The organism is Clostridium estertheticum, from assembly GCF_026650985.1.
Classification (GTDB): domain Bacteria; phylum Bacillota; class Clostridia; order Clostridiales; family Clostridiaceae; genus Clostridium_AD; species Clostridium_AD estertheticum_C.
Map to the genome: position 1 here is coordinate 2,772,775 of NZ_CP086239.1, position 14,769 is coordinate 2,787,543.

14 protein-coding genes are annotated in these 14,769 nt (G+C 31.9%); 2 read left to right on the forward strand and 12 right to left on the reverse strand.

Annotated elements, in window-relative coordinates; all coding sequences use genetic code 11:
- Nucleotides 1-45 precede the first annotated feature (45 nt).
- Nucleotides 46-543, forward strand: coding sequence for a C40 family peptidase (locus LL038_RS13240; RefSeq protein WP_216124215.1), 498 nt, complete (start codon nucleotides 46-48; stop codon nucleotides 541-543).
- A gap of 55 nt (nucleotides 544-598) precedes the next feature.
- On the opposite strand, the gene LL038_RS13245 is transcribed toward LL038_RS13240, so the two are convergent.
- The 12 genes from LL038_RS13245 to LL038_RS13300 all read right to left on the reverse strand — a co-directional run bounded on the left by LL038_RS13245 (nucleotide 599) and on the right by LL038_RS13300 (nucleotide 13,427).
- On the reverse strand, nucleotides 599-1,438 hold the full coding sequence (locus tag LL038_RS13245; protein WP_216124217.1) for a pirin family protein: 840 nt from the start codon (nucleotides 1,436-1,438) through the stop codon (nucleotides 599-601).
- A gap of 107 nt (nucleotides 1,439-1,545) precedes the next feature.
- Nucleotides 1,546-3,027: a nicotinate phosphoribosyltransferase gene (locus LL038_RS13250; RefSeq protein ID WP_216124219.1), complete on the reverse strand. Its 1,482-nt coding sequence runs from the start codon at nucleotides 3,025-3,027 to the stop codon at nucleotides 1,546-1,548.
- 57 nt (nucleotides 3,028-3,084) lie between these two features.
- Nucleotides 3,085-3,450, reverse strand: coding sequence for a hypothetical protein (locus LL038_RS13255; RefSeq protein ID WP_216124222.1), 366 nt, complete (start codon nucleotides 3,448-3,450; stop codon nucleotides 3,085-3,087).
- A 238-nt stretch (nucleotides 3,451-3,688) separates the two neighbouring features.
- Entirely contained in the window at nucleotides 3,689-4,342 is a 654-nt protein-coding gene (locus LL038_RS13260) for an isochorismatase family cysteine hydrolase (protein ID WP_216124224.1), read from the reverse strand.
- Between the two features lie 53 nt (nucleotides 4,343-4,395).
- Nucleotides 4,396-5,316, reverse strand: coding sequence for an NUDIX hydrolase (locus tag LL038_RS13265; protein ID WP_216124226.1), 921 nt, complete (start codon nucleotides 5,314-5,316; stop codon nucleotides 4,396-4,398).
- Nucleotides 5,317-5,509: 193 nt separating this feature from the next.
- Nucleotides 5,510-5,989, reverse strand: a complete 480-nt coding sequence (locus tag LL038_RS13270) for a glutathione peroxidase (protein ID WP_216124227.1) — start codon at nucleotides 5,987-5,989, stop codon at nucleotides 5,510-5,512.
- Nucleotides 5,990-6,195: 206 nt separating this feature from the next.
- Nucleotides 6,196-6,972, reverse strand: a complete 777-nt coding sequence (locus tag LL038_RS13275) for an EFR1 family ferrodoxin (RefSeq protein ID WP_216124228.1) — start codon at nucleotides 6,970-6,972, stop codon at nucleotides 6,196-6,198.
- Nucleotides 6,973-7,128: 156 nt separating this feature from the next.
- Complete coding sequence (locus tag LL038_RS13280; protein ID WP_216124232.1) at nucleotides 7,129-8,604, reverse strand: 4Fe-4S dicluster domain-containing protein; 1,476 nt, start codon at nucleotides 8,602-8,604, stop codon at nucleotides 7,129-7,131.
- Nucleotides 8,605-8,812: 208 nt separating this feature from the next.
- Nucleotides 8,813-9,460, reverse strand: a complete 648-nt coding sequence (gene fsa / locus LL038_RS13285; protein WP_216124233.1) for a fructose-6-phosphate aldolase — start codon at nucleotides 9,458-9,460, stop codon at nucleotides 8,813-8,815.
- Between the two features lie 71 nt (nucleotides 9,461-9,531).
- Nucleotides 9,532-10,998: an L-arabinose isomerase gene (araA, locus tag LL038_RS13290; protein ID WP_216124234.1), complete on the reverse strand. Its 1,467-nt coding sequence runs from the start codon at nucleotides 10,996-10,998 to the stop codon at nucleotides 9,532-9,534.
- Between the two features lie 38 nt (nucleotides 10,999-11,036).
- Entirely contained in the window at nucleotides 11,037-11,738 is a 702-nt protein-coding gene (gene araD, locus LL038_RS13295) for an L-ribulose-5-phosphate 4-epimerase (protein ID WP_216124236.1), read from the reverse strand.
- A 3-nt stretch (nucleotides 11,739-11,741) separates the two neighbouring features.
- A complete protein-coding gene (locus LL038_RS13300) occupies nucleotides 11,742-13,427 on the reverse strand; it encodes a ribulokinase (RefSeq protein WP_216124237.1) in 1,686 nt (561 codons plus the stop codon).
- A 168-nt stretch (nucleotides 13,428-13,595) separates the two neighbouring features.
- Between LL038_RS13300 and LL038_RS13305 the strand changes: the two genes are divergently transcribed.
- On the forward strand, nucleotides 13,596-14,681 hold the full coding sequence (locus tag LL038_RS13305) for a GntR family transcriptional regulator (protein ID WP_216124239.1): 1,086 nt from the start codon (nucleotides 13,596-13,598) through the stop codon (nucleotides 14,679-14,681).
- Nucleotides 14,682-14,769 lie beyond the last annotated feature (88 nt).

Consider the following 14,769-nt stretch of genomic DNA (forward strand, 5'->3'; position numbering starts at 1 on the left):
TTATGTAGAATATAGTAATAGATTACGTTTACAGAGGAGGCCATAATGAAGAAAGTTAAAAATATTACAACATTTGCTCTTGCTTTATTGCTTGCAGGTTCAATAAGTATTACTAGTAAGCCTGCACAAGCTGAAGCACTTGTATACACAACAGAAATTACTCAATTAGCAGCAAGTAAAAACAAGCTTACAGGGACTAATATCGTAGACTATGCAGAAACATTTATCGGCATCCCATATAAATATGGTGGAACTACCACTGCTGGCTTTGATTGCTCTGGTTTTACTATGCATGTTTATAATAATTTCAAAGTAAATTTGCCACGCATTGCATCATCTCAAACATCAAAAGGCAGTGTAGTTAGTAAATCTACCCTTCAGAAAGGAGATTTAGTTTTTTTTGGTAATCCTGTATATCATGTAGGCATTTATGTCGGAAGTGGTAAATTCATACACTCTCCTAAAACTGGGTCATCGATTAAAATTATAGATTTAAAATATATGCCTGATTATAATACAGCAAGAAGAATAACGAGCAATTAGGAAAAAGGAGCAAACAATAATTTGTAATTATTGCTTGCTCCTAAGCTTTGGTTTGCTACTTCACGAATGTTCCATCCTCAATATCTTTAAATGCCCTCTTAAGTTCTTCTTGGGTGTTCATTACAATAGGTCCACCCCATGCAATTGACTCATTCAATTTAGCCCCCGAAAACAACAGAAAACGAAGGCCTTTTTCTGTTGCTCTAGCTACTAATTTCTCACCATCATTAAAAAGTACTGCACTCCTACTTGGAACCAATTTATCATTAGAATCGTCAAAACAGCCTTCGCCTTCCACTATATATATAAACAGCGTTGTGTCAGTCATAGTTTCTAATTCCCATCGTGCACCGGCTTTGATTTCAACATCTAAGAATAACATTTTCACATGTTCACCTTGCACGGCTCCTGGATTACCTTTATAATTCCCTGAAATAACTCTAATGATGTTATCATCTTCATCAATTTTAGTTACCATGTCTGCTCTAATATCTCGATACTTTGGACTTGTCATTTTATCCTTTTGCGGTAGATTAAGCCAAAGTTGAACGCCAAGCATTCTATTTGATGTTTTTGGCATTTCCTGATGAAGGATTCCACCACCTGCTGTCATCCATTGACAACAACCATCTAATATACTTCCATTATTACCTAAGCTATCCGTGTGCTCAATATCTCCACTTATAAGGTAAGTAACTGTCTCTATCCCCCTATGTGGGTGCCATGGAAAACCTTTGGTATAATCATCTGGATCTATTGAATCAAAGGCATCCAGCATCAAAAATGGATCAAATTCTTTTACATCAGGTAAACTAATCACCCTAACAAGTTTTACTCCAGCTCCATCATACTGCGTTGTTCCTGTTACTACTTTATGTATTTCCCTTGTTTTCATAATATTATCCCTCCCTAATTAAATCTAATTTAACTTATATTTCCAAGTTACCTTTCTTCTCAAACACAGTATTTACTATATTATATAACTAATATCAACACATTAGGTTATTTTTCATTTTTTTCTTCTAGGTTTCTATATTTTCGAATTAATTCCTGCTTAACTAACCAAAGTTCATGAGATAAATCAACAAAATACTTGTGAGGATTAGAAAATCTCTTAACTTCATCCCATATGCTGTCTACTTGATCTTTGCAGTAATCTCTAATTTCTTCTATAGTTGGTAATCCATATACACACTCTCCGTTAAGAAATATTGGTACTTGAAGCTTTTTTGCGTAGAAATTGGTAACTTTTTTCTTCTTCCAAGTAAGAACTGGATCAAAGATTGTATATGGGGCCGCTTCATTTATAACGTCACCTGCCAATGTAATAACATCCGCAATTGCCTTGTGAGTGTTTTTATCATATAATCTCCAACACATTTTATATCCTGGATTAATAATTTTTTCTTCACTTTCGCTTAATTTAATTCTTGGGACAACTTCTCTCTCTTCTTCAACTGCCACTAATTTATAAACACCACCGAATACTGGTTCTGATTTGGCAGTTACTAATCTTTCACCAACACCGAATATGTCTATTTTAGCATTTTGATTTAATAATTCAGTTATAATAAACTCATCTAAGCTATTAGATGCTACTATTTTGCAATCTGTAAGCCCTGCTGCATCTAACATAATTCTCACTTTTTTTGAAAGATAAGCAAGATCTCCACTATCAAGTCTAATTGCTTTTAACCTTTTTCCAATTGGCTCTAAAACATCTTTGGAAACCTTAATCGCATTTGGTATACCACTTGTTATAACATTATATGTATCAACAAGTAATGTACATGTATCTGGGTAAGTTTTGGCGTATGTTTCAAAAGCTTTATATTCATCTCCAAAGAATTGTATCCATGAATGTGCCATTGTCCCAGTAGCAGGAATCCCGTACATTTGATCTGCAATAGTTGTAGCTGTTCCACTTACTCCACCTATATACGCTGCTCTTGCCCCCATTATAGCTGCATCAGCGCCATGGGTTCTTCTTGCTCCAAGCTCAAGTATTGGTCTTCCCTTTGCAGCTCTCACTATTCTGCTAGCTTTTGTAGCTATTAAGCTTTGATGATTGATTGTTAAAAGTAACATAGTCTCTATAAGTTGTGCCTCAATCACCTTTGCCTTAATTGTTACAATTGCTTCATTTGGAAATACTACTGTGCCCTCTGGAATTGCATATATATCTCCTGAGAATTTAAATGCTAATAAATACTCTAAAAACTCCTCTGATAAAACGCCCTTGCTTCTTAAAAAATCTACATCATCTCTCGTGAATTTTAAGTTCTTAACAAACACTACAAGTTGTTCCAGGCCTGCTGCTATTGAAAAACCTCCTGCATCTGGGTTCTTTCTATAGAACATATCAAAATACACAATTGTGTCAGTGGCCCCATTTACAAAATACCCATTTGACATTGTTAATTCATAGAAATCCATTAACATTGAAAGATTTCTTTCCTCTTTAATATTGAATTCATTACTCATTTTCATATTTCTCCTTAATTTCATATTTTTATTCAGCTTAATTATCTTTAGCTTTATCTAAGCATTTAATAAATTTAAGTATTGGTTGTTTTGGTTATTGTTTTTAAATTCTAGTATTTTATCTATTATATAATTAGTAACATCTTTAATTTGTTTTCTACTAAATATTTGACTTATTGTAGTACAATGTTTTATTACTTCGATTTTTGAACTAAATGAATTTGTTGTTATTGTAAAAGCAATAGTTTTTTTAAATAAGTCATCCGTGTCAACAAGAAAAATTAAATCCAAGCTATATTCCTGATACTCGTTACCTTCAATATAAACCTTTCTGTTATTATCCTTTGCAACTCCGGATAGACTATTTATTCTCTCATCACTTACCAATTCATTTAGTATTTTTATCATATAATAATTCATCATATACTTTCACTCCTTACCTATTTAGTACCAAAGTAGTACAAAGTCTTCATAAAAAAATTAAAAGTTATTGTTTTTCTTTTTATGTCCATAATGCTTTGTATCTATGTGATACTATCATTATATCATATACTATTTCATTGTCAATATCAATATTCCACAATATTGATTTATATATAAAATTAACTCCTTTAGGCAACGAAAGGAACTAATTTTATAATCTAAGCTATTAATAAAATAACTATAATATAGTATCAACTACCTCTATGCCATTAGATTTCATTTCCCAAAGAGATATTACTTTCATTAAATCGCCATCATGAGTTCCAGTGTCAAAGGTTTCTACTGAATCTATTGGTACAATAATTCTTCTATCAATATTTTTTTCATTGAAATATGTTTTTAATGTTTCTGTAAAATGCTTAACACATATATCCGTTGAACAGCCTTCTACAATATAGTTTTCAATTTGCGCTTCATTTTCATGAAGCCATGTTTTAAATTCTGGTGCATGGAAGCCATTAGTACTATTCTTATGGATTATTGTAGTATTACTATGAAGTGTAGCTCCACAGTTCAATGAAGAAATAAGCTCTGCCTCGGTACTATTTTTCAAGCAATGTCTTCCGTAGATTTTAAACTCAGTAGAATTTTCATCATGTTGCTCCAAAAAAAATACCTTTTTATATCCGTATGTACGCTCATTAATAGCTACAACATTATCTATAATAGTTTCAACTCTTGGTGAAGACATTATTCCAGCGTGGACAAAACCATTTACCATATCCATAACTATCAAAGCTGTTTTTTCTTTTGGAAGGTCACTTAGATTAACTACATTTCCCTTTATTTCATTTTGCATATCAAATATTTTATTTATTAGTAAATTTATCATAAATATCATTTCCTCTCTTTTATTATTTAGCGCCAAAGGTGATAATTAACCTATTAGTCTAAAAAATTATGTTCCCAATTTTCATTAAATATATAACAGGTTGCAGGTCTTCCCGCAGTTGTTTTTTCTTTATCAGTTTCTACAACCATCTTCTTAATCTTGCGCCTAAAATTAGCCCTTGATAAAGGTTTTCCTAAATTAAGAATAGCTTCATATATTTTTTGAGCTTCTCTTAACGTAAAATATTTTGGAAGTAATGAAAAAGCAATTGAAGTGTATTCTATCTTGTTTTTAAGTCTATCTAACGCATAATACACTTCGTCAATATGGTCGAAAGCAAGTTCATCATTACTCCACTTAAGTGGCTCATAAGATGGTACTTTAATTGTAATAATGCCATTCTTAACAAATCTTTCATAAACGACATAACCTATTTTAACCTCACCATCATCAGAAATAAGTGTTATATTATAAACATCTACTCTCTCTATTCCAGAATTATCTGATGAAACAAGGTCTTTCTTTACCGTAAACCATTGCGCATAAGTAGCATCGTCACCTGCTACTGCCTTAATATTTGTTTTATCAGCAAGTGCCAAATAAGCTATCGAAATAACCCTCATCCTTGGGTCCCTATCTACTAGATCGCCAAAAGTTTTTAACTGCTCAAAATACACACTATCAATATTAGTTTCTTCTTTTAATTCTCTGTAACAAGCAGTACTTAATCCTTCATCAATATTAACGAACCCACCCGGAATTCCATAACACCCAATATATGGGTGATCGCCCCTCCTTACCAAAAGCAATTTAAGCGCTTTATCAGGATCTTTTCCCTCTACTGGTATATCATCTATCGTAAAAAGTAACATATCCACTGTATTAGAGGGTCTATCATAATTCCCTGGGACATAACTACTCAAAAACTCTTTTTCAGTTAATCCGTCCTTATTTTTTATATCTAAATTTCTCATAATCATTTTTCCTTTCTATATTGTTTATTATTATTTTATGACTATGCTCATTTAATCTACTTTGTATTGTTATAATACTATAACCTTAGCACCATATAGATACAAAGTCAATGCTTTTGTAATAAACACTAAAAATATTGTATTAAAAAACGAGCCTGTAATTTATTACAGACTCGTTTTTTTAAATACAATTTTATTTTTTTAATAAGTTTTCTATATCTGTTTTTATATTTAATGGAAGCACTGTTGGCGCATATCTCTTAATTACTTCCCCTTCTGTATTTATTAAAAACTTAGTAAAATTCCATTTTATTTCCTTACCTAAAAATCCTTTTTCTTCATTCTTTAAATATTTATATAAAGGGTGTGCATTTGGTCCGTTCACATTTATTTTTTCAAACATAGTAAAACTAACTCCATAATTTAATAAACAAAACTGCTGTATCTCTTCATTACTACCAGAATCCTGCTTTGCAAACTGATTACAAGGGAATCCTAGAATTTCAAAACCTTGATCTTTATATTCGTTATATAATTTTTCAAGACCTTCAAACTGAGGTGTTAATCCACACTTACTTGCAGTATTTACAACTAAAACAACCTTACCCTTATATTCCTCCATCTTTATATCTTGTCCATCCATTTCTTTTGCTGAAAAATCATAAAAATTCATATTATTTACTTCCCTTCAACATTAATTTATTTTTTTAATTTTATCCAATTAAATTTGACTCAACTTTATTATAAGTTTAATTATTATTGTTGTCAACCTAAATTTTACAAAAAAATAAAACAAACGTTAAATCTCTATTTAAAGAAACTAACGCTTGTTATATTAAATCATCTCCTGGGTCGCTGCAATATTAATAACTCGCTTTTTTATAAATGGAACAACTCCGTAACTTCTACATCTGGATGATGATAACGACCTCTTTTTATTGTTACTTTTTTATATTGAATTGATTTTTGTGGACACCACTGCATACAAGCAAGGCATTGCTCACATTTATGTTGCCATTTTGGTTTACCATCCATCATTTCTATATTGTTCGCAGGACATACCTTTGAGCATATACCGCAGCCATTACAGTTTTTGTCTGTCCAAAAATCTTTATCTTTTTCATAAGGTCTAAAACTGCTGTAAACCATGCCACCAACTGTCCTCATCAAGCTTTCGCCTAGTCCACTAAATCCAACCATCTCATTATTATTTAAGCTTTTAACAATTCCACTTATTTTTGCTTTTTCATCGTCAAAACACTTTTTCTGTTTTTCTTCAGAATAAGGTGCGTAAATCACTTGATAATTTCCTGGCATTTTGACTTTAAATGCAGCGCTAAGTTTAATACCCTTGTCAGTTAATATCTCTTCTAATTGTTTTATAGCTGCCCCCGCTGCTGATCCAAAAGTTACAACGGTATAAACATAAGCATCCTTTTTAAGTCTAATTTCTTTAATAAACTTTTTAACTAAAAAGGGAATTCCAGAAGCGTATACTGGAAAAATAAATCCAATTTTATTTGATAATGTATTATCAATATTCATATTTTTTGTACATATTTGTATTATTTCTGTATCTTTTAATTCAAGAGCTATGTCCCTGGCTACCTTTAAAGAATTACCCGTACCACTAAAACAATAAATTGTCGATTCCATAAAAACACTCCTATACTCAATATTATTTTCATTGAAACAATTTCATTTATAACTACTCTATTATATACAATGCTATTGTATATAATAGTTAATGTCAAGATTTTATAAAAAATATGGAACCTTTCTTTTAAAGAAAAGTTCCATACATTATATGTATTATTTAGTCATAAAATCTTTACCGCGATGCATATCAACTTTCTCAACTTTTATTACTTTAATTCTTTCAATAACATTTTCTTCTAACGCTAATTTCCCATATTTAGTTATTTCATTTTTATCTTTTGGAGTATGATGAAGAGATGTTGCACCACCTATACATCCACCAGAACAAGCCATTCCTTCTATAAAATTGCCATTTGATCTATTAAATTTTAATAGTTTCAATGCTTTATCACATTCAATAAGGCCATCACAACTTATAGGTTTAAATTCTAATGTTGTATCTGAAGTATCTACTAAGTGTTTTACCGCCTCTGTAAGTCCACCTGATCTAGCGAATATTCTCCCATAATAAGATGCATTATTTAATGGAAGTTCCTCGCAGACCTCAAGATCTATTTCATATGCATCAATCATTGCCTCAAGCTCCTCAAAAGTCAATACATAGTCAGTAATTCCTTTTATATCAGCTTGCTTTATTTCCATTTTTTTAGCTGTACAAGGTCCAATAAACACAACTTTAGCTAAAGGGTCTGTATTTTTAATAAGTCTAGATATTGCTATCATAGGTGAAACTGTACTTGAAACATGTTTACCAAGCTCTGGGTAATTTTTCTTAATATAAGAAACAAAAGCTGGGCAACAAGAACTTGTCATAGTTTTAAGTTCCTCTATGGTTTCTATAAATTCTTTTGTTTCATTTTGTACTACCATATCTGCACCAAGAGCTACTTCTATGACATCATAAAATCCCATTTGTTTTATACCTGCAACTACTTGTCCAATTTTTGCATATGTAAATTGACTAGCAATTGCGGGTGCAACAACAGCATAAACATGTTTTTTTTCATTATCCTTTGATTTAATTAATAAATTAACAACATCTACAACTGAGGATTTATCCATAATTGCACCAAAAGGACATTGATAAACGCAAGCCCCACATTGTATACATTTATCATTATTAATTACTGCTTTTTTATCTTCATCAAAACTTAATGCATTAGCATTACAAGCTCTACGACAGGGTCTCATAACATCAGAAATCGCATTGTACGGGCAAGCAGTTTTACATTTACCACATTCAATACATTTATTTGGGTCAATGTAAGATCTCCTATTTATAGATTGGATTGCACCCACAGGACATGCTTGAATACATTTATGTGCTATGCAACCTCTGCAACCTTCAGTGACAGTAAATCGTTGGATCGGACATTCATCACAAGCAGAATTTATTACTTCAATAACATTTTCATTCTTTTTATCTCCACCCATTACAAGGTTAATTCGATCTCCAATAATGGCTCTTTCCTTATGAATACAACAACGTGTTTTTGCTTTAGGTCCTGGAACAAGAACTTTAAATAGATTTTTACCTTCTTTTTTCAGAGTTCCATTAATAGAAAGCTTAACTACTTCTTTTATTACCTCATATTTTATAAGTTGTATATCATTATCAAACGCTCTCAAATGTATCACTCCTATTTTTAGAATGTTGATTATAGATATCAAATTTAGTCGTCTTGAAATAGGCGTAAAATATATTTACCGCCCATCATTAAAATACCAATTCAATTATGTTAAAACAATAACACATTGTTAATAAATTATCAAGTGAAATTCAAAAAACAAAAAAAGAGCAACACAGTTCGTTACCCTTTTTGTAATGCTTTCATTATTATTTTCCGAAAGTTTCTTTCCAATCTTTAGCAAATTTTTCTATTCCAGCATCGGTCAATGGATGTTTTATCATCTGTTTAATAATTTTAAGTGGAACAGTCGCAATATGAGCCCCTGCAACCGCAACATCTGTGACATGCATTGGAGTTCTTATGCTAGCCGCAATTATTTCAGTGTCTATTGCGTGTACTTTAAAAATTGTAACAATAGTTCTTATTAAGTCCATAGCATTAGCATTTATATCATCAAGTCTTCCTACGAAAGGACTTACATATGATGCTCCTGCTCTTGCTGCAAGTAAAGCTTGTCCTGCTGAGAATATTAATGTTACATTTGTTTTTATTCCTTCTTTTGAAAGTACTTTAACAGCCTTTAGACCGTCCTCTGTCATTGGAATTTTAACAATCATATTTTTATGTATTTTTGCTATTTCTCTTCCTTCTTTTATCATACCTTTTGAATCTAAAGAAATAACTTCTCCACTTATAGGTCCGTCTACAATAGATGCTATTTCTTTTATAACCTCATTAAAATCTCTACCTTCTTTTGCAATTAATGATGGGTTAGTAGTAACACCACAAATAACACCCATATCATTAGCCTCACGTATATCTTCTACATTAGCTGTATCAATAAATAATTTCATATAATTAGCCTCCTTATAAAAGGCCAGCAAAACTGCCAACCTTTTATATTATTTTTCTCTAGTTATTTATTCTATCTTGTTGTATCTTTCATAATGTCTCTTAATTTTGTATCATGATCTATTATAACAGTTTCGAGCCCAACCATACGGCTCCAATCATAAACTTGATCAACCGTTAGCTTTAATGTAACAACTGTATGATGTCCACCACCAGAATATATCCATGCTTTAACACCATCACTAAAGCTTGGTTCTGGCTTCCATACCATTTTAGCTACAGGTAAATTTGGCATATCTTCAGTAGGTTTAACTGCTGTTATTTCGTTAATAATCAAACGATAATGTGTTCCTAAATCAAGCATAGATACTGCAACTCCAGCTCCAACTGAGCCATTAAATATTAAACGAGCGGGATCTTCTTTATCACCAATTCCAAGTGGTTTAACAACTACGCTAGGCTTATCTGAAGCAAATGTTGGATCTACTTCAAGCATATGTGCACCTAAAATTCTTTCACTACCATTACTGAATTCGTACATATAATCTTCCATAAATCCTGTTTTTTCATTATTTGTCATAACCTTAAACAATCTAGACATTGCTGCAGTTTTCCAATCTCCTTCTCCAGCAAATCCGTAACCCTCGGCATTTAATCTTTGAACAGCAAGTCCAGGTAGTTGTTTCATACCATATAGATCTTCAAAATTTGTTGTAAATGCTGTGTAATTTCCTGCTTCTAGGAACGTTCTTAATCCAATTTCAATTCTTATTTGTTCTTTTACTTGTTTCTCATAGAATTTAGGATCATTTTCTCCAGCATCCATAATGTATATTTCCTTAAATCCTTCATATGTGGTATCAACTTCTTTTTCTGAAACTTTACCAATCTCGGTAGTTAAATCACCAATACCAAAGTAATCAACTGTCCAGCCAAATTGAATTTGAGCTTCTATTTTATCTCCTTCAGTAACAGCAACATTACGCATGTTATCACCAAAACGAGCAACTTTTATCTCCTGACTCATAATAAACCCTACTGCTACATTCATCCAATCAGCAATTTCTTTTCTAATCTCATCTGTTTTCCAATATCCGAAAATTACTTTATTATGTTTTTTTAGTCTTGCATTAATAAATCCATATTCACGATCTCCATGAGCACTTTGATGTAGATTCATATAATCCATATCAATTGTTTTCCATGGAATATGTTCACTAAATTGTGTTGCCAAATGTAGTAAAGGTTTTTGTAATAATTTTGTACCAGCTATCCACATTTTAGCAGGTGAAAAGGTGTGCATCCAAGTAATTACACCAGCTACCTTATCATTATAGTTTACTTCTTTCATTAAACTAGTAATTTCATCTGCAGATGTTGCTAGTGATTTAAATACTATAGTGTAAGGTAATTTTCCACTTTTATTTAAACCATCTGCAATAATTTGTGAATCCTGTTTAACTTCATCTAACGCTTCTTGACCATATAAGTTTTGACTACCTACTATAAACCAAAATTCCATCTTTTTGTTATCTAACATAATTTACTTCCTCCTTCATAATCTAATTTTTCAATAATCTATTTTTTGTTTTGACCATAATATGCATTCTTTCCATGTTTACGATTAAAATGTTTATCTAATAAAACTTGATCCATTTTAATATTATGTGGATTTAATTGAAGCGAATGATACGCCATCTTTGCAACTTCCTCTAGTACTACAGAGTTATGAACTGCATTACTAGGATCCGTACCCCAAGTAAATGGTCCATGGTCATTCACGAGTACCCCCGGTACCTGATCTGGATTAATATTATTTTTATTAAAGGTTTCAACTACAACATTACCTGTTTGTTTTTCATAGTCTTTAATTATCTCATTTTCAGTCATTGCTCTAGTTACTGGTATGTCCCCATAAAAGTAATCACCATGTGTTGTTCCCGCAGCCGGAATAGAAACACCTGCCTGGGCAAAAGAAACTGCCCAAGGAGAATGTGTATGAACTACGCCCATAATATTTGGAAAAGCTTTGTATAAAACTAAATGAGTTGGTGTATCACTTGAAGGATTTAATTTACCTTCAACTATATTTCCATCCATATCAACAACAACCATATCACTTGCGTCCATTTGATCGTATTCAACGCCACTAGGTTTTATAACAATTAAACCCCTTGAACGATCGATTCCAGAAACATTACCCCAAGTGAAAGTTACTAAATTATATAAAGGTAACAATAAATTTGCTTCAAATACCTTTTGTTTTAAATCCTCTAACATAAATTAACCCTCCTTCGATACGGATTCCTTAATCTTCTTCAAATGTTTCATTACATCATTGGCGCCACGACCAAAGTAATCATGTAGTTTTACATACTCTTTATAAATTGCTTCATAACGTTTAACATTTTCTGGAATTGGCTTTATTGAGTTTTCTTTAAGTCTTGCCATTTGCTTTGATGCCTCTTGTATAGTGTCGTAACCAAAAGCTTCCTTGCCAGCTGCAACAGCAGCAAACATTGCAGCTCCAATTGCAGGTGCTTGATGATGCTCTGATATAAACATTTCTTTATTAGTAACATCAGCATAAATTTGATTTAACATTTGATTTCTGTGAGGTAACCCACCGCAAACTGTTAAAGTATCAATTGGAACACCATTTTCTTCAAAAGTATCTATGATCAAACGTTTGCCAAATGCTGTTGCTTCTATTAAAGCTCGATATATTTCTTCTGGTTTTGTATCCATGTTCATTCCGAGCACTAAACCAGTTAAATCTGTATCTACGAGTATTGAACGATTTCCATTCCACCAGTCTAATGCTATTAATCCACTTTCACCAATTTTTAGCTTTTTAGCCTTTTGTTCAAGTAATTGGTGAATATTTAAACCATTTTTCTCTGCCTCTTTGAAATATCTTTCTGGAACCTGGTTATCAACAAACCATCCAAAGATATCTCCAACAGCATTTTGACCAGATTCATAAGCATAAAATCCTGGTACAGCACCATCCTTAACTACACCACACATACCAGGTACTGGTATTTCTTTTTCTCCAAGTGTGATATCACAAGTAGATGTACCCATAATATTAAGCATTGTTCTTGGTCTTACAACTCCAGTTGGTGCAACTGAAACATGAGCATCAACATTTCCAACTCCTACAGCAATTCCTACATTTAAGCCAGTAGCCTTAGCTACCTTTTCAAGAAGTCCACCCGCTTTAGTTCCTACAGGATAAAACTTAGTACCAATTTTATCTTCAATTACATTTTCCATTAATGGATTTAGCTCTTTAAAAAATTCATTGCTTGGGAATCCTGTTTCAGCATTCCATATTGCTTTATAGCCTGCAGTAGTTGCATTTTTCATCTTTTTACCAGTTAACTGCCATGTCAACCAGTCTGTTGCTTCTATAAAGTCATCCATAGCTGCATATACATCAGGTGCTTCTTCAACAATTTGCATTAGTTTTGGAAATAGCCATTCTGATGAAATTTTACCACCATAATACTTAAGCCATGGTTCGTTACGTTCTCTTGCAATAGTATTTAGCCTATCTGCTTGGTCTTGCGCAGCATGATGTTTCCAAAGTTTAACCCATGCATGTGGGTTATCATGCCATTCCTTTATATTCATCAAAGGAGTACCATCATTCTTTACAGGAAGTACAGTACACGCTGTAAAATCAATAGCTACCCCTATAATATCATCCTTTGAAATTGTTTTCGTTGCCTCACTAACTGCCTCTTTAACTGTTGCTATAAAACACTCATAATAATCGTTTGGATCTTGAAGTGCCCAATTATTACCTAATTTAATCGTAGTTCCCGGTAAGGTTTCATCAATTACCGCACTTGGGTAATTTTTTACTGCTGATGATACAACTTTTCCATTTTCTAAGTTTACAACCACTGCTCTTGAAGACAAAGTTCCGTAGTCAACTCCAACTGTATATTTTGTTGTCATTTTATTGACCCCCTTCTTAGTAATCGCTTTCAATACAAACTATAGTATTTATTCGTATAATTGTCAACATATATTTATTATTTATACGTACTAATTTTAAATATCATTGTGAATGGCCCTATATTCTGCTATAATATTTTATGAAATAAATTATTATAGGAGATACATATGAAACACAAATATGAAGAAGTAATAGAAAAAATTATTGATTGGGCAATGACTGAAAAATATATGCCAAACGATAAGCTCCCAACTGAATCAGAACTAATGTCTCTCTTTAATGTAAGCAGGCATACCGTAAGGAGAGCTATCAGTGATTTAAATGCTGCTCAATATGTATATCGAATACAAGGAAGCGGAATATATCTATCTGATTGGAAACAAAATAGTATTCACTTAAAAAAAAATAAAAATATAGGTGTTCTTACAACTCATATATCAAATTATATATTTCCAGATATAATTCGTGGGATTGAAAGTACTCTCTATGCTGAATCTTATTCTCTTTTATTATCATCTACTAGCAATAACATAATGCTTGAAAATAGTAATTTAAAAAATTTGCTAGCACATGAAATAGATGGCCTTATCTTAGAACCAACAAAAAGTGCGTATCAAATTCACAATCTAGAATATCTAAATAATATATTAGCTAAAAATATTCCTATTATTATGATTAATGCTTCCTATTATGAAATCAAGGTCCCAACCTTACGGGTTAATGATTTTAAAGGTGGAAAGATTGCAACTAAACACTTGCTTTCTTTAGGTCACACTAACATAACCGGTATATTTAAAGTTGATGATTCCCAAGGTATCCATAGAATGAATGGATTTATTACAGAATGTCAAAAGAATGAAATTCCACCATCGACAAATCAAATTTTAACTTACCTTTCAGAAGAAGTGGAAACAGTACTTCCCCAAAGAATAGAGAGTGTACTCAAATCCAGCAATCGTCCTACAGGTATATTTTGTTATAATGATGAAATTGCATATATGGTGTCAAACATTGCAAATAAATTGAAAATTAAAATTCCAGAAGGCCTTTCAATTATCGGCTTTGATGACTCTATGTTATCAAGAATTATGGTTCCAAAGCTAACTTCTATTACACACCCAAAAGAACAAATGGGCAAGGACGCTGCTAATTTAATAATAAAATTAGTTAACAATAATAATGAATTTGATGACAGTGATTCTATATTATATGAACCTAGTCTTGTTATTCGTAATTCAACAAAGTCACTTTAAAATAAACCATAAACCATAAGCTATTTTACAATATTATAGCGGTTTATGGTTTATTTATTTTTTATTTGTACCTACAACTGCTTCATTT

Excerpts from the sequence above, each read along its gene's own strand:
- LL038_RS13240 (WP_216124215.1), top strand. The coding sequence starts at position 46 with ATGAAGAAAGTTAAAAATATTACAACATTTGCTCTTGCTTTATTGCTT.
- LL038_RS13245 (WP_216124217.1), bottom strand. The coding sequence starts at position 1,438 with ATGAAAACAAGGGAAATACATAAAGTAGTAACAGGAACAACGCAGTAT.
- LL038_RS13250 (WP_216124219.1), bottom strand. The coding sequence starts at position 3,027 with ATGAGTAATGAATTCAATATTAAAGAGGAAAGAAATCTTTCAATGTTA.
- LL038_RS13255 (WP_216124222.1), bottom strand. The coding sequence starts at position 3,450 with ATGATGAATTATTATATGATAAAAATACTAAATGAATTGGTAAGTGAT.
- LL038_RS13260 (WP_216124224.1), bottom strand. The coding sequence starts at position 4,342 with ATGATAAATTTACTAATAAATAAAATATTTGATATGCAAAATGAAATA.
- LL038_RS13265 (WP_216124226.1), bottom strand. The coding sequence starts at position 5,316 with ATGAGAAATTTAGATATAAAAAATAAGGACGGATTAACTGAAAAAGAG.
- LL038_RS13270 (WP_216124227.1), bottom strand. The coding sequence starts at position 5,989 with ATGAATTTTTATGATTTTTCAGCAAAAGAAATGGATGGACAAGATATA.
- LL038_RS13275 (WP_216124228.1), bottom strand. The coding sequence starts at position 6,972 with ATGGAATCGACAATTTATTGTTTTAGTGGTACGGGTAATTCTTTAAAG.
- fsa (WP_216124233.1), bottom strand. The coding sequence starts at position 9,460 with ATGAAATTATTTATTGATACAGCTAATGTAGAAGATATACGTGAGGCT.
- araA (WP_216124234.1), bottom strand. The coding sequence starts at position 10,998 with ATGTTAGATAACAAAAAGATGGAATTTTGGTTTATAGTAGGTAGTCAA.
- araD (WP_216124236.1), bottom strand. The coding sequence starts at position 11,738 with ATGTTAGAGGATTTAAAACAAAAGGTATTTGAAGCAAATTTATTGTTA.
- LL038_RS13300 (WP_216124237.1), bottom strand. The coding sequence starts at position 13,427 with ATGACAACAAAATATACAGTTGGAGTTGACTACGGAACTTTGTCTTCA.
- LL038_RS13305 (WP_216124239.1), top strand. The coding sequence starts at position 13,596 with ATGAAACACAAATATGAAGAAGTAATAGAAAAAATTATTGATTGGGCA.